This is a genomic window from Paraburkholderia sediminicola, assembly GCF_046027355.1.
Taxonomy (GTDB): Bacteria; Pseudomonadota; Gammaproteobacteria; order Burkholderiales; family Burkholderiaceae; genus Paraburkholderia; species Paraburkholderia sediminicola_B.
Window position 1 is genome coordinate 1 of the sequence record NZ_JAQQEK010000014.1, and the last position, 21,049, is coordinate 21,049.

Consider the following 21,049-nt stretch of genomic DNA (forward strand, 5'->3'; position numbering starts at 1 on the left):
GCCGCTTTGGGGTTCGTTGCCGCCTTGTGCACCGGCGGTTTGCGTCGTCTCGCTCATCTCCCGCAATCTCCTTTGTGCCTGCTCGATGCTTCTGATTGACCCGTGCGTTCGACGCCGTTTGCGCGCAGCGCCAGATGAGGCTGTGCTTCGATTTCATGGCGGCGTGCGCATATCGTGCTCACGACAGCCGCGCCGATTGCCGCATGGACTCTTACATTCATGATCCAGCTTGCACGTCAGTGCCCACTTTCGTGAAAAGCGGTGCGGCGTCTTGCGGGACGGCGCGCCCCGTGGCTTGCGCGCGACGCAGCACCGACCAGTAGTAGCGATAGCTGGCGCGGTCGTGCAGCGTGTCGTGATGGCGCGTCGGGCCCCATTGCGCGGACTGCGCGGCCAGCAGGATTTCGGTGGCCGTGGCGATCTCTTCGTCGCGCGGCGCGAACGCGGCGACGATCGCCTCGATCTGCGCCGGATGAATGCTCCACATGCGCGTGTAGCCGAACTCGTTGCGGGCGCGCGCGGCGTCGTTGGCGACCACGCTCATGTCGCGCACTTCCGTGCTGACGTTATGCGACGGCACTCTGCCGTACGCATGGCAGGCGGCGGAGATTTCCAGCTTGGCGCGCCGCACCAGCGGATGATCGAACTGGCCGGGCGAGCGCATGGCGGTATCGGGAATCGCGCCGTCGTGCGCGGAGACGAAGTCCATCAGGCCGAAGCTCAGCGCTTCCACGCCGGGCAGCGCGGCCAGATCGAACACACGCGTCAGCGCGCCGTGCGTTTCGACCAGCAATTGCACCGGCACCGGTTGCGCGACGCCGAGTTCGCGCCGCGTCGCCTCGATGAACGCGACCATTTCGGCGGCATCGGGGACGTTGCGGATCTTCGGCAGGGTGATGTAAGCAGGCACGCGCTTCGCGGCACGCAGAATGAGACGGACGTCGTCACGCCAGTGCGCGTGATCGAAGTCGTGAATCCGCACGCCGACGCGGCCGAAGCGGTCATGTTCGCTGCCCAGCAACGAGGCGACCAGCTCCGCGTGTTGCGCTTCGCGGCCGACCTGCGCGCCGTCTTCGCAGTCGAGCGTGATGTCGAACACGGGGCCCAGTTGCTGCTGCAACGCTAACGATTTCAGCATCAGCTTTTCACTGCCGGCGTAGTGATCGCAGGCAGGCAGCACAGCGGGCGGCACTTCGCCGTCAAACAGCACTTCGGCGGGTGTGAGGGCGCGCATCTTCGGCGTCAGGAGCGTGGGTAGTGTTTGGAGAAATCTGATTCGGGCGCGCTCTACTGAGCCATCACGGCAACTGCGCAAAACGCGCTCGGATCAGATGCGAATAGCTGCATTCGCACGTAAAAAAACCGGAACCCGCTGTGGCGGCGCCTGTGAGCGCCCCAAGACTTGTCGCTTCTCACCAGGCCCACACAGGCGGCCTGGCGTTCTCTCACGAGTTCCGGTTGGTCTGCATGAGGCGCTTAGCCGAGCAGATGTTGAACGCCTTCGCGCTCTTCCAGCAATTCGTTCAGCGTGCCGTCCATCTTTTCGCGCGAGAAAGCGTCGATTGCCAGACCTTCGACGCGCTTGTACTCGCCGTTTTCGCATGTGACCGGCACACCGTAGATGATGTCTTCCGGAATGCCGTACGAACCGTCCGACGGGATACCCATGGTGACCCACTTGCCGTTCGTGCCGAGCACCCAGTCACGCACGTGGTCGATCGCCGCGTTAGCCGCCGATGCTGCCGACGACAGACCGCGTGCTTCGATGATCGCCGCGCCGCGCTTGCCGACGGTCGGGATGAACGTGTTGCGGTTCCATTCCTCGTCGTTGATCAGCTTGGTCAGGTCCTGACCTTCAGCGGTTGCAACGCGGAAGTCCGGGTACATGGTCGGCGAGTGATTGCCCCACACGGCCAGCTTTTCGATCGACGCGACCGGCTTGCCCGACTTGGCGGCCAGTTGCGACAGCGCGCGGTTGTGGTCCAGACGCAGCATGGCGGTGAAGTTCTTCTTCGGCAGATCCGGCGCCGACTTCATGGCGATGTAAGCGTTCGTGTTGGCCGGGTTGCCGACCACCAGCACCTTCACGTCGCGGCTCGCGACTTCGTTCAGTGCCTTGCCCTGAACCGTGAAGATCTCGGCGTTGGCCGACAGCAGGTCTTTACGCTCCATGCCTTTCGAACGCGGACGCGCGCCGACCAGCAGGGCCACGTCTGCGTCCTTGAATGCAACCTTGGGGTCGTCGGTGATCACGACGCCCGACAGCAGCGGGAATGCGCAATCATCCAGTTCCATCACGACGCCTTTGACGGCGCCTTGCGCTTGCGGCAGGTCGAGCAATTGCAGGATCACCGGTTGATCCTTGCCGAGCAGGTCGCCATTGGCGATGCGGAACAGCAGGGAGTAAGCGATTTGACCTGCGGCGCCGGTGACGGCAACGCGCTTTGCGGGCTTAGCCATTGAGAAATCTCCAGGACGATGCGTTAGACGCTAGGGAAAACGCCATTCTATATGCGCGTTCAGCGAAGCGTTGTGAAACACGGCGGAATTCACTGTCGCGGACTGCCTCGAAATCTGCCGAGGCCGAGCGGCGCGTTGCGGCAAGACCGCCATGCCGGAAATCTGTACTGCCGCACGGGAGCGGAATACGAGGCGCCGGGTAGCCGCTGCACGGTGCGGGCTCCTGCAAACAGCGCGTTTCGGCAAGCGTCTGACCAACGAATGGCGGCGAAATCGAAACCTGAACTGCGTGGGAACGGCATGGTGCAGAGTGGCTGCCGGTGCGTCGCGGCGCTGCATCAAACAGTCGCCGAAAAACCCGCAAACCCTTGCTCGACAAGGAGTGTAGGAGTCGTCAGACACAAAGTCAACATTATCTTATGTCTTATATAAGACATATCTATTGCGGGGAAAACCCTAGACGCGGCCTAGCCCTTTATGATGAAATGCGCGGATGAATTCGAACCCGGCGAACACTACGAATCCGAGCGGCCAAGGGGTCGCGGGCGAGGGTGTACCCGCTGCGCCCACGGCCACGTCGCCCACTTTCAGCCCCTTGTATCAACAGATCAAGGGGTTGATCACGCAGAGCCTCGAAAGCGGCGAGTGGAAGCCGGGCGAGATCATTCCTAGTGAAGTCGAATTGGCGGCCAGATTCAAGGTCAGTCAGGGAACGGTGCGCAAAGCGATCGACGAACTTGCCGCCGACAACCTGCTGGTGCGCCGCCAGGGCAAGGGCACGTTTGTTGCAACGCACAACGAAGACCGCGCCCAGTTTCGCTTCCTCAGATTACTGGCCGATGACGGCGCGGAACACCCGCACGTCAGCCGCCTGCTTGAATGCCGGCGCTTGCGCGCTTCGGCGGACATCGCCCGGCAACTCGATCTGAAGCCGGCCGATCCGGTCGTCTTGATCAAGCGCTTGCTGCAGTTCGACGGCGAAGTCACGGTACTCGATGAAATCTGGCTGCCGGGCGCGGTGTTTCGCGGCCTCACGCTCGAGCGGCTGTCGGAGTATAAAGGTCCCCTCTACGCGATGTTCGAGACGGAATTCGGCACCCGCATGATCCGCGCAACGGAGAAGATCCGCGCGGTGGCGGCTGAGCCTTCCGTCGCCGATCTGCTGCATGTGCCGGCGGGTTTTCCGCTGCTATCGGTCGAGCGCGTGTCCTATACCTATGGAGACCGGCCGGTTGAAGTGCGCCGTGGTTGGTATGTCACAACCGGGTACTACTATCAGAACGATCTGAGCTGAATTGGGCTGAATGAGGGCGCTGCGTCCCACACGCGCGCCTGTTTGAAGGCGCCTTTATCGCGCGTGCTGTAACGGACCTGTCGTGGTTTTCGCTGCAGCGCGATATAAAAAGGCGCTAAAATTGCGGATTAGTGTGACTACATAGTAGGGGTCTAGCATGGCTGAAGCCGTAAAAAAACCGAGGCCGGAATTCCGGAACATCGGTATCGGGCAGATATTGACGGCATACCGTCTCCCGCTAGCGGGGCGAGTATCGATCTTGCACCGCTTGAGCGGTGGTCTGCTTTTTGTTTTTCTTCCGTTCCTGCTGTACCTCTTCGATCAGAGCCTGACATCGGAACTTAGTTTCGAAGTCTTCAAAGGTTTCCTCTCCAACATCGTCGTCAAGCTCATCACGCTCGTTCTCGCGTGGGCCTTCCTGTTTCACTTCTGCGCCGGTGTCCGTCACCTGTTCATGGACACGAGCCACAACCTCACGACCAAAGAGAAGGGCAAGCAGACTTCCATCGTGGTTCTCGTCGTGTCGTCGCTGCTCACCATCGCATTCGCGGCAAAACTGTTCGGAGCATTCTAAAAAATGTCAGCTAATAACCGAATCGGTTCGAAGCGTCTCGTCGTCGGCGCTCACTACGGTCTGCGCGACTGGCTGGCCCAGCGCATTACCGCCGCCGTGATGGCGATCTACACGGTGATCCTGCTCGGGTGGTTCTTCGGCGCGCGCGATTTCTCGTACGACGGCTGGGCGTCGATCTTCGCCACGCAATGGATGAAGCTCGCCACGTTCGTCACGCTGCTCTCGCTGTTCTATCACGCGTGGGTTGGTATCCGCGACATCTGGATGGACTATGTGAAGCCCGTTGGCATCCGCCTGTTGCTTCAAGCGCTGACGATCGTCTGGCTGCTCGCGTGTGCGGGCTACGCTGCGCAGATTCTCTGGAGAGTGTAAAAGAATGGCTGCAATCAAGAATTCTCTGCCGCGTCGCAAGTTTGACGTGGTTATCGTCGGCGCAGGCGGCTCGGGGATGCGCGCTTCGCTGCAACTCGCGCGCGCCGGTCTGTCGGTCTGCGTGCTGTCCAAGGTGTTCCCGACGCGTTCGCACACGGTCGCTGCTCAAGGCGGCATCGGCGCATCGCTCGGCAACATGAGCGAAGACAACTGGCACTACCACTTCTACGACACGATCAAGGGTTCCGACTGGCTCGGCGACCAGGACGCGATCGAGTTCATGTGCCGCGAAGCACCGAACGCCGTCTACGAACTCGAACACATGGGCATGCCGTTCGACCGTAACGCGGACGGCACGATTTACCAGCGTCCGTTCGGCGGCCACACGGCGAACTATGGCGAAAAGCCGGTGCAACGCGCTTGCGCGGCAGCTGACCGTACTGGTCACGCGCTGCTGCATACGCTGTACCAGCAGAACGTCGCGGCCAAAACGCAGTTCTTCGTCGAATGGATGGCGCTGGATCTGATCCGCGACGCCGACGGCGACGTGCTCGGCGTGACCGCGCTGGAAATGGAAACCGGCGACGTCTACATCCTCGAAGGCAAGACCACGCTGTTCGCCACGGGCGGCGCGGGCCGGATCTTCGCGGCATCGACCAACGCGTTCATCAACACCGGCGACGGTTTGGGCATGGCCGCGCGTTCGGGCATCGCGTTGCAAGACATGGAATTCTGGCAATTCCACCCGACCGGCGTGGCCGGCGCGGGCGTGCTGATCACCGAAGGCGTGCGCGGCGAAGGCGGCATTCTGCGTAATTCGAACGGCGAGCGTTTCATGGAACGCTACGCGCCTACCCTGAAGGATCTGGCGCCGCGCGACTTCGTGTCGCGTTCGATGGACCAGGAAATCAAGGAAGGCCGCGGCGTGGGTCCGAACAAGGATCACGTGCTGCTCGACCTGTCGCACATCGGCGCCGAGACGATCATGAAGCGTCTGCCGTCGATCCGCGAAATCGCGCTGAAGTTCGCGAACGTCGATTGCATTAAAGAGCCGATTCCGGTCGTGCCGACCATCCACTATCAGATGGGCGGTATTCCGACGAACATCCACGGCCAGGTGGTGGGCACGTCGAAGGGTCACGAAGAGCCGGTCAACGGTTTCTACGCAGTGGGCGAATGCTCGTGCGTGTCGGTGCACGGTGCGAACCGTCTCGGCACGAACTCGCTGCTCGACCTGGTGGTGTTCGGCCGCGCGGCCGGCAACCACATCGTCAAGCACGTGAAGGAAGTCAAGGAGCACAAGCCGCTGCCGGCCGACGCCGCCGATTTCTCGCTGGCGCGTCTGGCCAAGCTGGAGAAGTCCTCGTCGGGCGAATACTCGCAAGACGTTGCGGCTGAGATCCGTTCCACGATGCAGGCTCACGCTGGCGTGTTCCGCACGTCGGAGCTGCTGGCCAAGGGTGTCGGGCGTATTCGGGAAGTGGCTGACCGCGTCGGCAACATCTACCTGAAGGACAAGTCGAAGGTGTTCAACACGGCCCGCGTCGAAGCACTGGAAGTGGAGAACCTGATCGAAGTGGCACGCGCCACGATGGTTTCCGCCGAAGCGCGTAAGGAAAGCCGTGGCGCGCACGCGCAGAACGACTTCGAACATCGCGACGACGAAAACTGGCTGCGCCATACGCTGTGGTTCAGCGAAGGCGATCGCCTCGACTACAAGCCGGTTCATATGCAACCGCTGACGGTCGAATCGGTTCCGCCGAAAGCGCGGACCTTCTAAGGCACAAGTCAAAGGAATTCAGAAATGGCAAAGCGTACATTTGAAATTTACCGCTACGACCCGGACAAGGACGCAGCGCCGCGCATGCAAACGTACGAGATCGACATCGACTCGCACGAGCGCATGCTGCTCGACGCGCTCGTCAAGCTGAAGGCTGTCGACGAAACGCTGTCGTTCCGCCGCTCATGCCGTGAAGGAGTGTGCGGTTCGGACGCCATGAACATCAACGGCAAGAACGGTCTGGCGTGCCTCACGAACCTGAACGACCTGCCGCAGAAGATCGTGCTGCGTCCGCTGCCGGGCCTGCCCGTCGTGCGCGACCTGATCTGCGATTTCACGCAGTTCTTCAACCAGTATCACTCGATCAAGCCGTACCTGATCAACGATACGCCACCGCCGGAAAAGGAACGTCTGCAGTCGCCGGAAGAGCGCGACGAGCTCGACGGCCTGTACGAATGTATTCTGTGCGCTAGCTGCTCGACTTCGTGCCCGAGCTTCTGGTGGAATCCGGACAAGTTCGTCGGCCCGGCGGGCCTGTTGCAAGCCTACCGCTTCATCGCAGATAGCCGCGACGAAGCGACGGGCGAACGCCTCGACAACCTGGAAGATCCGTACCGTCTGTTCCGTTGCCATACCATCATGAATTGCGTCGACGTTTGCCCGAAGGGCCTGAACCCGACCAAGGCAATTGGCAAGATCAAGGAATTGATGGTTCGCCGCGCGGTCTGAGATGGACGAAACATCGCATCAGTCCGACCCTCTCCGCCGCGCGCGCCGTCGCTGGCGCGCGCGGCGGGGCCTGCTGGAAAACGATCTGATCTTTGAACGTTTTTTCGGCCGATATGAGCATGACCTCAGCGATGCCGACGTGGGCGCCCTCACGCGCCTGCTCGAGCTGAGCGATAACGACCTGATGGACTTGCTGCTCGTGCGCAAGGAACCTGAGGGCGACCTTGCAGACCCGGATGTGATCCGGGTGCTGGAGCTGCTGCGGAATGCCTGACCGGCATGACCGGCTTGAGCGCTGCTTGTCCGCGCTTGTCCGTTGTCCCAGGCGTGCAATTATCGAAACCCTGTTTCCATACTTCGATTGAGGATGTGCTATGACCCCGTCAGATGTTAAAGCCACGCTATCGTTCAGCGACAATTCGCCGAGCGTTGAAATGCCGATTTACAAGGGCACTCTCGGCCCGGACGTGATCGACATCCGCAAACTGTACGGCCAGACCGGCAAGTTCACGTACGACCCGGGCTTCATGTCGACGGCGGCTTGCAATTCGGCGATCACCTACATCGACGGCGACAAGGGCGAGCTGCTGTATCGCGGCTACCCGATCGACAACCTCGCGCAAAACGCCGACTTCCTCGAAACCTGCTATTTGCTGCTGAAGGGCGAACTGCCGAACGCACAGCAAAACGCCGAATTCGTGAAGACGGTCACGAACCACACGATGGTGCATGAGCAAATGCATTTCTTCTTCCGTGGTTTCCGTCGCGACGCGCATCCGATGGCGATTCTGGTCGCCGCGGTCGGCGCGCTGTCGGCGTTCTATCACGACTCGCTCGACATCAACAATCCGCGTCACCGTGAAGTGTCGGCCATTCGCATGATCGCGAAGCTGCCGACGCTGGTCGCCATGGCGTATAAGTACAGCATCGGCCAGCCGTTTGCGTACCCGAAGAACGACCTGTCGTACAGCGCGAACTTCATGCACATGATGTTCTCGAACCCGTGCGAAGAGTACAAGGTCAACGACGTGCTGGTGCGCGCTCTCGACCGTATCCTGATCCTGCACGCGGACCACGAGCAGAATGCATCGACCTCGACCGTGCGTCTCGCCGGTTCGTCGGGTGCGAATCCGTTCGCGTGTATCGCAGCGGGTATCGCGTGTCTGTGGGGCCCGGCGCACGGCGGTGCGAACGAAGCCGCACTGAACATGCTGGAAGAAATCGGCTCGGTCGACAACATTCCTGAGTTCATCAAGCAGGTGAAGGACAAGAACTCGGGCGTGAAGCTGATGGGCTTCGGTCACCGCGTCTACAAGAACTACGACCCGCGTGCGAAGCTGATGCGCGAAACGTGCCACGAAGTGCTGGAAGAACTGGGCCTGCACGACGACCCGCTGTTCAAGCTGGCCATGGCACTGGAAAAGATCGCACTGGAAGACGAATACTTCGTGTCGCGCAAGCTCTACCCGAACGTCGACTTCTACTCGGGCATCGTGCAGCGCGCGCTGGGCATCCCGACCTCGATGTTCACGTGTATCTTCGCGATGGCACGTACGGTCGGCTGGATTGCGCAGTGGAACGAAATGATCGCCGATCCGGAACAGAAGATTGGCCGTCCGCGTCAGCTGTTCATCGGCGACACGCAACGTGAAGCCAAGCCGATCGCGCAACGTTGATCGGGTTTGAGTCCGCATAGCTCCTCGTAGTGGCTGGTTTGCTGCGAGCTAGCGCGGAGTCTGGCTGATAAGAAACGCCCCGACGGGTATCTTCGTCGGGGCGTTTTGCTTTTGGGCGCGTCGTGATGTGGAGTGCCGAGCGCTGGTTCATCAAGCCGACGCGCGAGTCTGACGCCGTCTCGTCCGTTCGAGCGAAGGCGGCCGCGTCTCGAGGTCAGTTGGCGTCGCGGCGGAGTCCTTCGGCGCATGACCGTGCGTTTCGAAAAAGCGCCGGTAAGCGCTCGGCGTCATGCCGCGCGCGGCGAGGAACTGTCGATTGAAATTCGCGAGGTTTGGAAAGCCCGCTTTCGTGGCGATCAGCGCAATAGGCCAGCCGGTGTCGGTCAATTGCCGCGTGGCATAGCCGATGCGCAGCCGGTTCAGATAACGTCCGACACTTTCGCCGACATGGCGCACGAAATAGCGGTGCAACGAGCGTTCGGAGAGATTGGCCACTTCGCAGAGTTCGGCCATCCGCAGCGGTTCATGGAAGCGCCGGTCGAGCAGGTCGAGAACGCGATTCAGACGCTCCGCTTCCGATGCGCTGCCGCCGGGCGCCACACCGGGGGCGCTGCCGGTTCGCGGCGCGGACTGCGCGGATTGCACCGATTGCGTTGACTGCGGACCTTGCAGCGCCGGCCCGCTTCGTGCGTCGCGAATGGATGCCTGCCGCGCACCTTGCCGATGCGCCGCGGGCGACGCCAACGGCTCCGATTCCGCCTCTGAGAGACACGCGAGCACTTCCAGTACGGCACCGAGCCGTACTCTCGGCGATTGATCCAGTAATGCCGCCATCCGAGCGCGCATCAACATGGTGGCTTCGTTCGCAAACCGCAGCCCCGGCGCGCCGCGTCTAAGCAGCGTACGCAGCGACGCGAACTCCGGGCAGCAGTCCGCCATCCGCCGCGCCCAATCTCCGCTGAACCAGATCACGACCGCGACTTGCGGCGCGCGCGCATCGATCGGCTCGGTGGACGCCCATGTGTGCGGCATGTCGGGCGGCACCAGCACGAGATCGTCGCCGCTGTAATCGGCGATATGGTCGCCGATGAAGCGGCGGCCGCGGCTGTTCATCGTCAGTGTGAGTTCGTATTCGGGATGGTGGTGCCATTCGAATGGGATCTGCGCGAGTTGCCGATGGTAGACGCGGACCGAGCAACCGTCGGGGATGGTGACGCGTTCGTATTGAGGTTTCACGGGACGCAACCTGGTCGGGGGGAGCAAAAGGCGCCGAATGTCTAAATTGTATCGGTAAATGGCTGAAAAGCATCCGCGCGGGATGTCAAAGCTCCTTAATCTGGTTGCAAGTCAGCCCCACACAAAACCGGTTCAAGGAGACACGCCATGCCGCTCGTCATCGACAATCTTCCCGAGGCGATCCGCGCCACGAAGCGCGCTTTGCGTGCCGCGCTGCCCAACCATGCACAGGTCTTCAAAGAAGCCGAAGGCGCGATCCGGCAGCAGGTCGACGCCATTCGCCGCGACCGCGAACAGGGGCGCGACGCGATCCCCGTGTTCGACTACGCATCGGTGGTTTCCGGCGACGTCGACCCACGAACGATCGCCAGCATCAAAACGCGCGGCGCCTGCGTGGTGCGCGGCGTCTTCGGACGGCAGCAAGCGAGCGACTGGAACGACGAAATCGCCGAGTACGTGCAGCGCAACAACCTCGACGACAAGCTCGCCCATCGCGCCGAAGACAAGTACTTCGGCAATCTGTCGTCGAGCAAGCCTCAGATCTACGGCGTCTACTGGTCGAAGCCGCAAACAGCGGCGCGGCAGTCGCAGCAATTGACGAACACGCGCGTGTTCCTGAACCGCCTGTGGACCGCGGAGAGCGACGGGAGACAGCATTTCGATCCCGAGCGCGTGCCAGTCTACGCAGACCGGATTCGCCGTCGCCCGCCGGGCTCGGAGTCGCTCGGTTTATCGCCGCATATCGACGGCGGCTCCGTCGAGCGTTGGCTGGATCCGAATTTCCAGAAGGTGTATCGACACGTGCTGTCGGGCAACTGGCGCGACTACGATCCATTCGACGCCGCGTATCGTCCCGACGTTCAGGAGATTCCATCGCCGGCGGTATGTTCCATGTTCCGCACCTTCCAGGGCTGGACCGCGCTGACGCCGCAAGGCCCGGGCGACGGTACCTTGCAGTTGATCCCGATCGCCAACGCGATGGCCTATGTGATCCTGCGCGCGCTGCAGGACGATGTGCCCGACGACGAACTGTGCGGCGCGCAACCGGCCCGCGCGCTGTCGATTCAACCGGCCTGGCACGGCTTGCTGCTCGAAGCGGTCACGCCGATCCCGCACATGCAGGCCGGCGACGCGGTGTTCTGGCATACCGACGTCGTGCATTCCGTCGAGGATGCGCATCGCGGCAATGGCTACAGCAACGTGATGTACATCTCGTCCGCGCCGTGGTGCGCGAAAAACGAGGCTTATCTGCAGCGCCAGTTGCCGAGTTTCCTGCGCGGCGAAAGTCCACCGGATTTTCCGGCGGATCACTTCGAGACGGACTTCATCGGGCGCGCGCGGGAAAGCGATCTGACGCCGTTGGGGCGTGCGCAACTTGGTTTCGATCTCGCGCGCTGAGACATGCGATCGCGCGGCGGCGCAGCAAGCGGCCGCCGCGTGCGCGCTTGCCGGGTAACGTCGATACAGGTATCGGCACTACCACCCAACTCCCTGTTTTTTATCGGTTTTCTCCCTGATTGAGCGGCCCAGGCGGGACTCTGCGTGGCATAATCGACCGACACGGTCAGCCCGAAGTTATTACTACCCCGCATACCATGGCACAGACTCTCTACGACAAATTGTGGAACACACACGTGGTCCACACGGAAGAAGACGGCACGACGATTCTCTATATCGACCGTCACCTGCTGCACGAAGTCACCAGCCCTCAGGCGTTCGAAGGCCTGAAACTGGCTGAGCGTCCGGTGTGGCGCATCAGCGCGAACCTGGCGGTCTCGGACCACAACGTCCCGACCACGGACCGCAGCCACGGCATTGCCGATCCGGTTTCCAAGCTGCAAGTGGATACGCTCGATTCGAACTGCGACGCCTACGGCATCACGCAGTTCAAGATGAACGATCTGCGTCAGGGCATCGTGCACATCATCGGGCCGGAGCAGGGCGCTACGCTGCCGGGCATGACGATCGTCTGCGGCGACTCGCACACGTCCACGCACGGCGCGTTCGGCGCGCTGGCGCACGGTATCGGTACGTCGGAAGTCGAACACGTGCTGGCCACGCAAACGCTCTTGCAGAAGAAGAGCAAGAACATGCTGGTGAAGGTGGAAGGCCAACTGCCGCGCGGCTGTACCGCGAAAGACATCGTGCTCGCCATCATCGGCAAGATCGGCACGGCAGGCGGCACTGGCTACGCGATCGAGTTCGGCGGTTCGACGATTCGCGCACTTTCCATGGAAGGCCGCATGACGGTCTGCAACATGGCGATCGAAGCAGGCGCGCGCGCCGGCATGGTCGCGGTCGACGACACCACCGTTGAATACCTGAAGGGCCGCCCGTTCTCGCCGGAAGGCGTGGAGTGGGATCACGCGGTTGAATACTGGAAGCAGTTCAAGTCGGACGAGGGCGCGCAATTCGATCGCGTGGTCGAACTGAACGCCGCCGAGATCGTGCCACAAGTCACGTGGGGCACGTCGCCGGAGATGGTCACGGCCGTGGATGGCCGCGTGCCGGATCCGGATCGCGAGAAAGACCCGGTCAAGCGCGACGCCATGGAGCGCGCGCTGAAATACATGGCGCTCGAACCGAATGCGCCGATCGAGTCGATCAAGCCGGATAAAATCTTCATCGGGTCGTGCACCAACGCGCGCATTGAAGACATTCGCGCCGCGGCTTACGTCGTGAAGAAGCTGGGCCGCCGCGTGGCGCCGAACATCCGTCTGGCCATGGTGGTGCCGGGTTCGGGGCTCGTGAAGGCGCAGGCGGAACGTGAAGGCCTCGACAAGGTCTTTACCGATGCCGGTTTCGAATGGCGTGAACCGGGTTGCTCGATGTGTCTCGCCATGAACGCCGACCGGCTGGATCCGGGCGAGCGTTGCGCGTCCACGTCGAATCGTAATTTCGAAGGTCGTCAGGGCGCCGGTGGCCGTACCCACCTCGTGAGCCCCGCGATGGCTGCGGCTGCGGCCATCGAAGGGCATTTCGTCGATATTCGCAAGCTTGGATAAACACGCATGATGAAGAACGTGAATCGCACCACTCTATTGCGCCGCTTCGCGCTCGGTACCCTGGCTGGGCTGTTGCTTGGTCTGGCCGGCTGCAACACGGTGCACGGATTCGGCGAGGACATGTCGCACCTCGGCAATTCGATCAGCAACCACGCTGATAAATAAGCGGTTTTTGATTTTTGCCGGCCATGCGCCGAGCGGCTTTCCGGCCGCCGCGCGCATCGCCCGGTCTTGAAACAGGCGCAAGCGTCATGGATAAATTCATCGTACACACCGGCGTCGTGGCGCCGCTCGATCGCGAGAACGTCGACACGGACGCGATCATTCCGAAGCAATTCCTGAAGTCGATCAAGCGCACGGGTTTCGGTCCGAACGCGTTCGACGAATGGCGCTACCTCGACCACGGCGAGCCGGGTCAGGACAATTCAAAGCGTCCGCTGAATCCGGATTTCGTGCTGAACCAGCCGCGTTATCAGGGCGCTTCGGTGCTGCTGGCGCGCAAGAACTTCGGCTGCGGCAGCTCGCGTGAGCACGCGCCGTGGGCGCTGGAGCAATACGGCTTTCGCGCGCTGATCGCGCCGAGTTTCGCCGATATCTTCTATAACAACTGCTTCAAGAACGGCGTGCTGCCGATTGTGCTGACCGAGCAACAGGTCGATCACCTGTTCAACGAAACGTACGCGTTCAACGGCTTCAAGCTGACGGTCGATCTCGAAGCGCAAGTCGTGCGCACGTCGGACGGCGGCACCGAATATCCGTTCGAAGTCGCGGCATTCCGCAAGTACTGCCTGCTGAACGGTTTCGACGACATCGGCCTCACGCTGCGTCACGCGGACAAGATTCGCCAGTTCGAAGCGGAGCGCATTACGAAGCAGCCTTGGCTGAATCACCGCATCGTCGGTTAAACGCTCAAAAGTCTCGAAGCAAACCTCAAGGAATTCGCATGAAGATCGCAGTCTTGCCGGGCGACGGCATCGGTCCCGAAATCGTGAAGGAAGCCGTCAAGGTTCTGAACGTGCTCGGCGAAAAGTTCGAACTCGAAGAAGCGCCGGTTGGCGGCGCCGGCTACGAAGCGAAGGGCCACCCGCTTCCCGATTCGACGCTGGCGCTGGCGAAAGAAGCCGACGCGATCCTGTTCGGCGCCGTCGGCGACTGGAAGTACGACTCGCTCGAACGAGCGCTGCGTCCGGAGCAGGCCATTCTGGGTCTGCGCAAGCACCTGCAACTGTTCGCGAACTTCCGTCCGGCGGTCTGCTATCCGCAACTCACCGGCGCGTCATCGTTGAAGGAAGAAATCGTCTCCGGCCTCGATATCCTGATCGTGCGCGAATTGAACGGCGACATCTATTTCGGCGCGCCGCGTGGCGTGCGTTCGTCGCCGGACGGGCTGTTCGAAGGCGCGAAGGAAGGCTTCGACACGATGCGTTATTCGGAACCCGAAGTGCGCCGCATTGCGCACGTCGCGTTTCAGGCGGCGCAAAAGCGCCAGAAGAAGCTGACGAGCGTGGACAAGGCCAATGTGCTCGAAACCTCGCAGTTCTGGCGCGACGTGATGATCGACGTGTCGAAGGAATATGCGGACGTCGAGCTGTCGCACATGTACGTCGACAACGCCGCGATGCAACTGGTGAAGACACCGAAGGCGTTCGACGTGGTCGTCACCGGCAACATGTTCGGCGACATCCTCTCCGACGAAGCGGCCATGCTGACGGGTTCGATCGGCATGCTGCCGTCCGCCTCGCTCGACAAGAACAACAAGGGCTTGTACGAGCCGTCGCACGGTTCGGCACCGGACATCGCCGGCAAGGGCGTGGCCAATCCGCTCGCCACCATTCTGTCGGCGGCCATGATGCTGCGCTATTCGCTGAACAAAGCCGAGCAAGCCGACCGCATTGAAACCGCCGTGAAAAAGGTGCTCGAACAGGGCTACCGTACCGGCGACATTCTCACGCCGGGTTGCAAGCAGGTCGGCACGGTTGCCATGGGCGACGCGGTCGTCGCAGCGCTGTAAGCGTGCAGGCGCGTTAAGCGGTGGTCAGGTCATCAAACGACCTTTAAAACGCGAATCGGCTTTGAAACAGGCCGATTCGCGCGTAATACGGACGGCAGCGACGGACATTGGCGTCGCCGGATTCCGGTTTTCGTGTATATTGTAGCGATGGCGCACACAGCTCAAATCTCCTCGATTTCGACACTGCACGGCAAAACGGCCCGTGTGGTTGAGCTCGCCATTACCACCACCAAAACGATTACCCCGAAAACGATCACGAAACGCTGATCGTCCGTCGTGCCCGCTCATCTTCCCCGCGCGGTCACTGCGGGCAAAGATGCGGGGAAGTTTCCACTCGAAGGGTATGAAGTCATGAACGTAGGTCTCGTAGGTTGGCGCGGCATGGTCGGCAGCGTCCTGATGCAACGCATGCAGCAGGAAGGCGATTTCGATCTTATCGAACCGGTGTTTTTCAGCACCAGCAACGCGGGCGGCAACGCGCCGTCGTTCGCCAAAAACGAGACCAAGCTCAAAGATGCGACAAGCATCGACGACCTGAAGAAGTGCGAAGCGATCATCTCGTGCCAGGGCGGCGATTACACGAACGAAGTGTTCCCGAAGCTGCGCGCAGCAGGCTGGAACGGCTACTGGATCGACGCGGCTTCGTCGCTGCGCATGAAGGACGACGCGGTCATCATTCTCGATCCGGTCAACCTCGACGTGATCAAGAACGCGCTGGTCAAGGGCCAGAAGAACTTCATCGGCGGCAATTGCACGGTCAGCCTGATGTTGATGGCGCTCGGCGGCCTGTTCCGCGAAAACCTCGTCGACTGGATGACGGCCATGACGTATCAGGCCGCGTCGGGCGCGGGTGCGCAAAACATGCGCGAACTGCTGCAGCAAATGGGCACGCTGTACGGTGCAGCGAAGGAAGATTTGGCGGATCCGTCGTCGGCGATTCTCGACGTCGACCGTCGCGTGCTCTCCGCGATGAACAGCGACCGCATGCCGACGGACAACTTCGGCGTGCCGCTCGCCGGCTCGCTGATTCCGTGGATCGACAAGGATCTCGGCAACGGCATGTCGAAGGAAGAGTGGAAGGGCGGCGCGGAAACCAACAAGATTCTCGGCAAGCCGGCCATGGGCACGCCGGGTTCGATTCCCGTCGACGGCCTGTGCGTGCGGATCGGCGCAATGCGTTGCCATTCGCAGGCACTGACCATCAAGCTGAACAAGGACGTGCCGCTGGACGAGGTGAACAGCATCCTCGCGTCGGGCAACGACTGGGTCAAGGTCGTGCCGAACGAGCGTGAAGCGTCGATGCGCGATCTGTCCCCGGCGGTCGTGACGGGCACGTTGACAGTGCCGGTCGGCCGCGTGCGCAAACTGGCGATGGGCGGCGAATATCTGTCGGCTTTCACGGTCGGCGATCAGCTGCTGTGGGGCGCTGCGGAGCCGCTGCGTCGCATGCTTCGCATTGTGCTCGACAAGTAAAGTAAACTACGCGCTCACGACGCGTAGAAAACTCAAGAAGCGTCGCGCTTGCGCGGCGCTTTTTTCATTGTGTGCTCCGATTATCTTGTCTCTTTCCAACCGCAAAAAAGGGCTGCGCGCTGACGCGCCAGGAGTCCCGATGAACCTTCGACTCTCATCCCTTCGGGCTATGTTCATTCATCGAGGTGCGGGCCGATTGGCAGCCGCCGCCGCTGTGTCCGCTGCGCTCGCGTGCGCCGGCCTAGGTAGCGCGGTCGCCGCGCCGGGCGATGCCGCGAGCGCGCCGGACGCCGCCTCCATTTCGTACGCGAACGGTGGTCAAGTTACGGTGCGGCCAGGGCAGTCGCTGAACGACGTGGCGATTGCCGTCACGCAGTCGCACGACAAGGCGACGCTCGCGCGCGCCTCGCGCGCGTTGTTCGAGGCGAACCCGAATGCCTTCATGAGCCACGACCCGAGCCGGTTGCGGCTAGGCGCGGTGTTGACGGTGCCGGTGTTGGATGCGTCGGGCGCGCTGGCCGCGTCGGCGGCGGGTGTTGCGGCGGCGGCTTCCGCGGCTGCGCCTGCTTCGGCGTCGAATGCGGCGCCGGCGACCGACGCGGCAAGTGCCTTGGCGCAGGCCAATGCGGCGGCGGCAAGCACTGCGGCGCGCGCGGCTACGCCGGTCGCCCCTGCTGTTTCGGCGATGGCCAGTGCGGCCACTGAGGCAAGCCCGGCGACGCCGGGTGGCACGGCTTCATCTGCGCCGGTCGCGGGATCGCAGGCGGCGGCACTGCCGGCCAGCGGCACCCATGAGTGGACCGGTTCGATTCAGCCCTCGGCTAGCGAGGCTGCTGAAGGCGCATCCGCGGCTGGAGCCGAAACGACTCCTGCGACTTCCGCCGCGCAGCCTGCATCGCAACCGCGTGCGCAGGTGTCGAGCTTGCAGCAATTGCTCGCGCTGAAAAATCGCGTGCTGATGGAGTTGCAGAAGCACGGCATCGGCGGGACGCCGCCCACTACGGGCACCGCGTCGAACAATGTCGCGCAGCCGGCAGTTGGCGTGTCCTCAGTGGCGGCTGTGCCGAGTCATGGCGCTACGCCGGTGGCATCGACGTCGAATGATGCCGGCATGTCGCAGACGGAGTTGAGCGTGGCGGCGGCGGTCGGCGCGGCGCTGGTCGCACTGCTGGCTGCGCTGCGCATGGGCCGGCGTAAGCGCGAGCGTGTGGCGGCGGAAGCTGCGTCAGCGGATGGGGACGCGGCAGTGTCCGTGCGGGCAAAGGGCCCGCAGGACATCGTTTCGACGCGCGAGCAGGTTCCGGTGCGCGAAGCGTCGGACGCCGGCGATGATGCGGCCGTGGGAAATGCGGCGGCGCTGGCGGCCGCGGAACGTGAAGCTGCGGAAGGTGACGCGGCGGCGCGAGAAATGGCGGAGCGTGTGGCGGCGGAGCGCGACGCGGAGATTCGTCAGGCGGCTGCGCGGGAGGCGGCGGAGAAAGCAGCGGCGGAACGCGTAGCTGAAGAACAGGCTGCGGCAGAACGTGCTGCGGCGGAGCAAGCGGAGGCCGAGCGTGCAGCGGCGGAACGCGTGGCAGCGGAGCATGCAGAGGTTGAGCGCACGGCGGCGGAACGCACGGCGGCGGAGCAGGCAGCGGTAGAACGCGCAGTGGCGGAACTCACGGCAACGGAGCAAGCAGAGGCTGAGCGCGCAGCGGTGGAACGCACGGCAGCCGAACAAGCAGAGGCTGAGCGCAGAGCAGCGGAACGCGCAACCGCAGAACGTGCGGCAGAAGAACAGCCCGCAGCACACGCAACCTTCCCCTCCCAAGACTCCAACGCGCCCGACCACGTCTGGCAAGAGCGTGACGCAACACCCGCATCCGTCGAACCCGTGCAACTGAATGCGAATAACGCTCCGTCCGCTCAGAGCGGTTTCATTCCCGAACCTCTCCCGGCACCGCATCACGACGACTTCGACAGCGCGACCACGGCCGCGAGCCTTGCCGCCGCTGCGGAACTCGGCGCCGAGGCCTTGCCGCTGGCGCCGCTCGAACCCGTCGACGAAGCCTTCCTCCACGAGGAACCCGCTCATCGTCTGCAATGGGATGACGTGCCGGCTGCGCCGCAGGAACCTTCGGTCGAACCGCAGCATCATCTGAATGCGCCGCCGCCGGTCGATCTAACCCAGCCGCACGTCGAGCCGCACACGACTTCGGCCTTCGGTCAGCCGTACAGCGACGCAGCGGTTCCGGCCGCGCCGTTGGCGGGTGAGACGCAGCAGGCCCAAAGCCAACCGTCGTATGAGCCGCACCAATCGGCCCAAACGGCACCGTCCGATGCCGAACCGACGCTCGAGCCCGAAGAACCGCTAGCGCAACCCCAGTCCGCGCCCGCAGCCGTGCCGACCGAGTTCCCGCGCGACGCCGTCGATGCGTTCGGCAGCCTCGACATGCCGTTGCCCCCACGCGTCGAGTCGTCCGCTGAGGCCCTGCAAGCGCCCGCCTCGCTGTCGACCCAGCCCGCGGCATCGCCGGAATTCACGGCGAAACATGCCACGCCGTTGCCCCACCCGGACGACGACGCGCCGTATATCACCGACGAAATCGTCGCCGGCACCGCGGGCCACGCTGCCGTCGCGGGCCTGGGTGCGGGTTTAGGTGCGGGCCTAGGCGCATCCGGCTTCGGCGCGTTAAAGCTCGATTTCGACCTCGAGTTGCCGCCGAGCCCAGCCCAGCCTTTGCCGGCGTTCACGCAGAACGATCTCGGCCGCATCGCTCGCAACAAGCTCGAACTGGCGGCCGAGTACATCGAACTCGGCGATCTGTCCGGCGCGCGCGCGCTCATCAACGAAGTGATCGAGACGAACGATCCGGGTACGCGCACCGAGGCCCGCGCGTTGCTCTCGACGCTCGCCCCGTTGTCGTGAAGCGGATTGCTCTAGGCGTCCAGTACGACGGTTCGGCATTCTGCGGTTGGCAGTCGCAACCGCACCGCAACACCGTGCAGGACGAGCTCGAACGGGCGCTGCGCGAGTTCGCGCAGACACCGGTGCAAACCGTCGTCGCCGGCCGCACGGATACAGGGGTGCATGGTCTGGGCCAGGTCGTGCACTTCGATACGGAACTCGATCGCGCCGACGTGTCCTGGGTTCGCGGCACCAATTCGTTCCTGCCGAAGACCATCTCGATCCAGTGGGCCAAGCCGATGCCCGACGAGTTCCACGCGCGTTTCTCGGCGTTCGAGCGGACCTATTACTACGTGCTGTATGTCCATCCGGTGCGCTCGCCGATGCTGGCGACTCGGGCCGGCTGGGTCCATACAGGGCTCGACGTGGATGCAATGCGGGCGGCCACCGCTCATCTGATCGGCGAGCACGATTTTTCGGCTTTCCGTTCGTCGCAATGTCAGGCGAAAACGCCGGTCAAGCATCTGTATCAGATCGACGTGCGGCAGCAGGGCGACTTCATCCATTTCCGTTTTCGGGCGAACGCGTTCCTGCACCACATGGTGCGCAACCTGATGGGCTGTCTCGTCTACATTGGCCGTGGCCGTCGCCCGGTCGAATGGATGGCCGAGGTGCTCGCGAGCCGCGATCGCGATTTCGCCGCGCCGACCTTCATGCCCGACGGCTTATATCTGGCGCAGGTGGGCTATCCTGAGCAATTCGCCGTGCCCGCGCCGCAGACGGGCAGTGTGCCGTGGAGTACCGTATGGACCGAGCAAGCCCAAACATGAAAGCAACCGAAACTCTCGCGAACGAATCCCACGCCGGCGTGCAGCAGCAGGCCGCGCCACATCGCACGCGTATCAAGCTGTGCGGCCTGTCGAAGCCGGAAGACGTGTCCCACGCGATCGATCTCGGCGCCGACGCGATCGGCCTCGTGTTCTATCCGCCGAGTCCGCGCTCGGTCAGCGTCGCGCAGGCGGTCGAGCTGGTGCACGACGTGCCGCCATTCGTCTCGGTGGTCGGCTTGTTCGTCAACGCCACGCCGGACTGGATGCGCGAGGTCGTGAGCAACGTTGGACTCACGCTGTTGCAGTTTCACGGCGATGAGACGCCGGAGCAGTGCGAATCGCTTGCCGGCGTTGCGGGTTTGCCTTGGTTGCGCGCGTTGCGCGTTGCGGCGGATACTCAGCCGGCCGATTTGGTAAAATCGGCTCTTAGCTATTCAGCAGCCAGCGGCCTTCTGTTCGACACCCATGTCGAAGGATACGGCGGCGGCGGGAAGGTCTTCGATTGGTCACTTATTCCAGCAGAGCTCGCGCGTCGGGCCGTTTTGAGTGGTGGGTTGAACGCGCAAAACGTCAGTGATGCGATCCATCGCGTGCGCCCGTACGCGGTCGATGTCTCGAGCGGCATCGAAACGCCGGGCGCCAAGGGCGTGAAAGATCACGCCCGGATGGCGGCGTTCGTACGCGCGGTGCGCGCAGCGGACGCCGAATGATTCCGGCGCGGC

At 62.8% G+C, this 21,049-nt stretch carries 19 protein-coding genes; 16 read left to right on the top strand and 3 right to left on the bottom strand.

Annotated features, from left to right (window positions below; genetic code table 11):
- Positions 1–217 precede the first annotated feature (217 nt).
- A complete protein-coding gene (locus PQR42_RS23405; protein WP_408386971.1) occupies positions 218–1,234 on the bottom strand; it encodes an HpcH/HpaI aldolase/citrate lyase family protein in 1,017 nt (338 codons plus the stop codon).
- Between the two features lie 242 nt (positions 1,235–1,476).
- Complete coding sequence (locus PQR42_RS23410) at positions 1,477–2,460, bottom strand: malate dehydrogenase (RefSeq protein ID WP_074289036.1); 984 nt, start codon at positions 2,458–2,460, stop codon at positions 1,477–1,479.
- 493 nt (positions 2,461–2,953) lie between these two features.
- Between PQR42_RS23410 and PQR42_RS23415 the strand changes: the two genes are divergently transcribed.
- The 7 genes from PQR42_RS23415 (at position 2,954) to gltA (ending at position 8,885) form a co-directional block, all read left to right on the top strand.
- The gene (locus PQR42_RS23415; protein ID WP_408205366.1) at positions 2,954–3,754 is read left to right on the top strand and encodes a GntR family transcriptional regulator; all 801 of its coding nucleotides are present in this window, start codon (positions 2,954–2,956) and stop codon (positions 3,752–3,754) included.
- 157 nt (positions 3,755–3,911) lie between these two features.
- A complete protein-coding gene (gene sdhC / locus PQR42_RS23420) occupies positions 3,912–4,328 on the top strand; it encodes a succinate dehydrogenase, cytochrome b556 subunit (protein WP_408386970.1) in 417 nt (138 codons plus the stop codon).
- Between the two features lie 3 nt (positions 4,329–4,331).
- On the top strand, positions 4,332–4,700 hold the full coding sequence (gene sdhD, locus PQR42_RS23425) for a succinate dehydrogenase, hydrophobic membrane anchor protein (RefSeq protein ID WP_408241693.1): 369 nt from the start codon (positions 4,332–4,334) through the stop codon (positions 4,698–4,700).
- Positions 4,701–4,704: 4 nt separating this feature from the next.
- On the top strand, positions 4,705–6,480 hold the full coding sequence (sdhA, locus tag PQR42_RS23430; RefSeq protein WP_408493808.1) for a succinate dehydrogenase flavoprotein subunit: 1,776 nt from the start codon (positions 4,705–4,707) through the stop codon (positions 6,478–6,480).
- A 24-nt stretch (positions 6,481–6,504) separates the two neighbouring features.
- Positions 6,505–7,209, top strand: coding sequence for a succinate dehydrogenase iron-sulfur subunit (locus PQR42_RS23435; RefSeq protein ID WP_179739517.1), 705 nt, complete (start codon positions 6,505–6,507; stop codon positions 7,207–7,209).
- A 1-nt stretch (position 7,210) separates the two neighbouring features.
- Complete coding sequence (locus tag PQR42_RS23440; protein ID WP_408205362.1) at positions 7,211–7,483, top strand: FAD assembly factor SdhE; 273 nt, start codon at positions 7,211–7,213, stop codon at positions 7,481–7,483.
- A gap of 100 nt (positions 7,484–7,583) precedes the next feature.
- Complete coding sequence (gltA, locus tag PQR42_RS23445) at positions 7,584–8,885, top strand: citrate synthase (RefSeq protein WP_132383616.1); 1,302 nt, start codon at positions 7,584–7,586, stop codon at positions 8,883–8,885.
- 150 nt (positions 8,886–9,035) lie between these two features.
- Here gltA and PQR42_RS23450 read toward each other — a convergent pair whose 3' ends face one another.
- Positions 9,036–10,121, bottom strand: a complete 1,086-nt coding sequence (locus PQR42_RS23450; protein WP_408205361.1) for a helix-turn-helix domain-containing protein — start codon at positions 10,119–10,121, stop codon at positions 9,036–9,038.
- Between the two features lie 147 nt (positions 10,122–10,268).
- On the opposite strand from PQR42_RS23450, the gene PQR42_RS23455 reads away from it, so the two are divergent.
- From PQR42_RS23455 to PQR42_RS23495, 9 genes are all read left to right on the top strand, one after another.
- Positions 10,269–11,519, top strand: coding sequence for a DUF1479 domain-containing protein (locus PQR42_RS23455; RefSeq protein ID WP_408386968.1), 1,251 nt, complete (start codon positions 10,269–10,271; stop codon positions 11,517–11,519).
- A gap of 197 nt (positions 11,520–11,716) precedes the next feature.
- Positions 11,717–13,126 (top strand): 3-isopropylmalate dehydratase large subunit, encoded by a 1,410-nt coding sequence (gene leuC, locus PQR42_RS23460; RefSeq protein ID WP_408205359.1) that lies wholly within the window; start codon positions 11,717–11,719, stop codon positions 13,124–13,126.
- A gap of 6 nt (positions 13,127–13,132) precedes the next feature.
- Positions 13,133–13,291, top strand: coding sequence for an entericidin A/B family lipoprotein (locus PQR42_RS23465; protein ID WP_408205358.1), 159 nt, complete (start codon positions 13,133–13,135; stop codon positions 13,289–13,291).
- 86 nt (positions 13,292–13,377) lie between these two features.
- Positions 13,378–14,031 (top strand): 3-isopropylmalate dehydratase small subunit, encoded by a 654-nt coding sequence (gene leuD / locus PQR42_RS23470; RefSeq protein ID WP_132383622.1) that lies wholly within the window; start codon positions 13,378–13,380, stop codon positions 14,029–14,031.
- 38 nt (positions 14,032–14,069) lie between these two features.
- Positions 14,070–15,137, top strand: a complete 1,068-nt coding sequence (leuB, locus tag PQR42_RS23475) for a 3-isopropylmalate dehydrogenase (RefSeq protein ID WP_408386967.1) — start codon at positions 14,070–14,072, stop codon at positions 15,135–15,137.
- A 351-nt stretch (positions 15,138–15,488) separates the two neighbouring features.
- Entirely contained in the window at positions 15,489–16,610 is a 1,122-nt protein-coding gene (gene asd, locus PQR42_RS23480) for an aspartate-semialdehyde dehydrogenase (RefSeq protein ID WP_408386966.1), read from the top strand.
- A 139-nt stretch (positions 16,611–16,749) separates the two neighbouring features.
- Positions 16,750–19,518: a FimV/HubP family polar landmark protein gene (locus PQR42_RS23485; RefSeq protein ID WP_408386965.1), complete on the top strand. Its 2,769-nt coding sequence runs from the start codon at positions 16,750–16,752 to the stop codon at positions 19,516–19,518.
- A complete protein-coding gene (gene truA, locus PQR42_RS23490) occupies positions 19,515–20,327 on the top strand; it encodes a tRNA pseudouridine(38-40) synthase TruA (RefSeq protein WP_408205355.1) in 813 nt (270 codons plus the stop codon). Before PQR42_RS23485 ends, truA begins: the two co-directional genes overlap by 4 nt.
- The gene (locus PQR42_RS23495; protein ID WP_408386964.1) at positions 20,324–21,037 is read left to right on the top strand and encodes a phosphoribosylanthranilate isomerase; all 714 of its coding nucleotides are present in this window, start codon (positions 20,324–20,326) and stop codon (positions 21,035–21,037) included. The genes truA and PQR42_RS23495 overlap by 4 nt, the downstream gene beginning before the upstream one ends.
- The last annotated feature ends 12 nt before the right edge of the window (positions 21,038–21,049 follow it).

What these genes read in the sequence shown, in the direction of transcription:
- PQR42_RS23405 (WP_408386971.1), bottom strand. Translation starts at nt 1,234, where the DNA reads ATGCGCGCCCTCACACCCGCCGAAGTGCTGTTTGACGGCGAAGTGCCG.
- PQR42_RS23410 (WP_074289036.1), bottom strand. Translation starts at nt 2,460, where the DNA reads ATGGCTAAGCCCGCAAAGCGCGTTGCCGTCACCGGCGCCGCAGGTCAA.
- PQR42_RS23415 (WP_408205366.1), top strand. Translation starts at nt 2,954, where the DNA reads ATGAATTCGAACCCGGCGAACACTACGAATCCGAGCGGCCAAGGGGTC.
- sdhC (WP_408386970.1), top strand. Translation starts at nt 3,912, where the DNA reads ATGGCTGAAGCCGTAAAAAAACCGAGGCCGGAATTCCGGAACATCGGT.
- sdhD (WP_408241693.1), top strand. Translation starts at nt 4,332, where the DNA reads ATGTCAGCTAATAACCGAATCGGTTCGAAGCGTCTCGTCGTCGGCGCT.
- sdhA (WP_408493808.1), top strand. Translation starts at nt 4,705, where the DNA reads ATGGCTGCAATCAAGAATTCTCTGCCGCGTCGCAAGTTTGACGTGGTT.
- PQR42_RS23435 (WP_179739517.1), top strand. Translation starts at nt 6,505, where the DNA reads ATGGCAAAGCGTACATTTGAAATTTACCGCTACGACCCGGACAAGGAC.
- PQR42_RS23440 (WP_408205362.1), top strand. Translation starts at nt 7,211, where the DNA reads ATGGACGAAACATCGCATCAGTCCGACCCTCTCCGCCGCGCGCGCCGT.
- gltA (WP_132383616.1), top strand. Translation starts at nt 7,584, where the DNA reads ATGACCCCGTCAGATGTTAAAGCCACGCTATCGTTCAGCGACAATTCG.
- PQR42_RS23455 (WP_408386968.1), top strand. Translation starts at nt 10,269, where the DNA reads ATGCCGCTCGTCATCGACAATCTTCCCGAGGCGATCCGCGCCACGAAG.
- leuC (WP_408205359.1), top strand. Translation starts at nt 11,717, where the DNA reads ATGGCACAGACTCTCTACGACAAATTGTGGAACACACACGTGGTCCAC.
- PQR42_RS23465 (WP_408205358.1), top strand. Translation starts at nt 13,133, where the DNA reads ATGATGAAGAACGTGAATCGCACCACTCTATTGCGCCGCTTCGCGCTC.
- leuD (WP_132383622.1), top strand. Translation starts at nt 13,378, where the DNA reads ATGGATAAATTCATCGTACACACCGGCGTCGTGGCGCCGCTCGATCGC.
- leuB (WP_408386967.1), top strand. Translation starts at nt 14,070, where the DNA reads ATGAAGATCGCAGTCTTGCCGGGCGACGGCATCGGTCCCGAAATCGTG.
- asd (WP_408386966.1), top strand. Translation starts at nt 15,489, where the DNA reads ATGAACGTAGGTCTCGTAGGTTGGCGCGGCATGGTCGGCAGCGTCCTG.
- PQR42_RS23485 (WP_408386965.1), top strand. Translation starts at nt 16,750, where the DNA reads ATGAACCTTCGACTCTCATCCCTTCGGGCTATGTTCATTCATCGAGGT.
- PQR42_RS23495 (WP_408386964.1), top strand. Translation starts at nt 20,324, where the DNA reads ATGAAAGCAACCGAAACTCTCGCGAACGAATCCCACGCCGGCGTGCAG.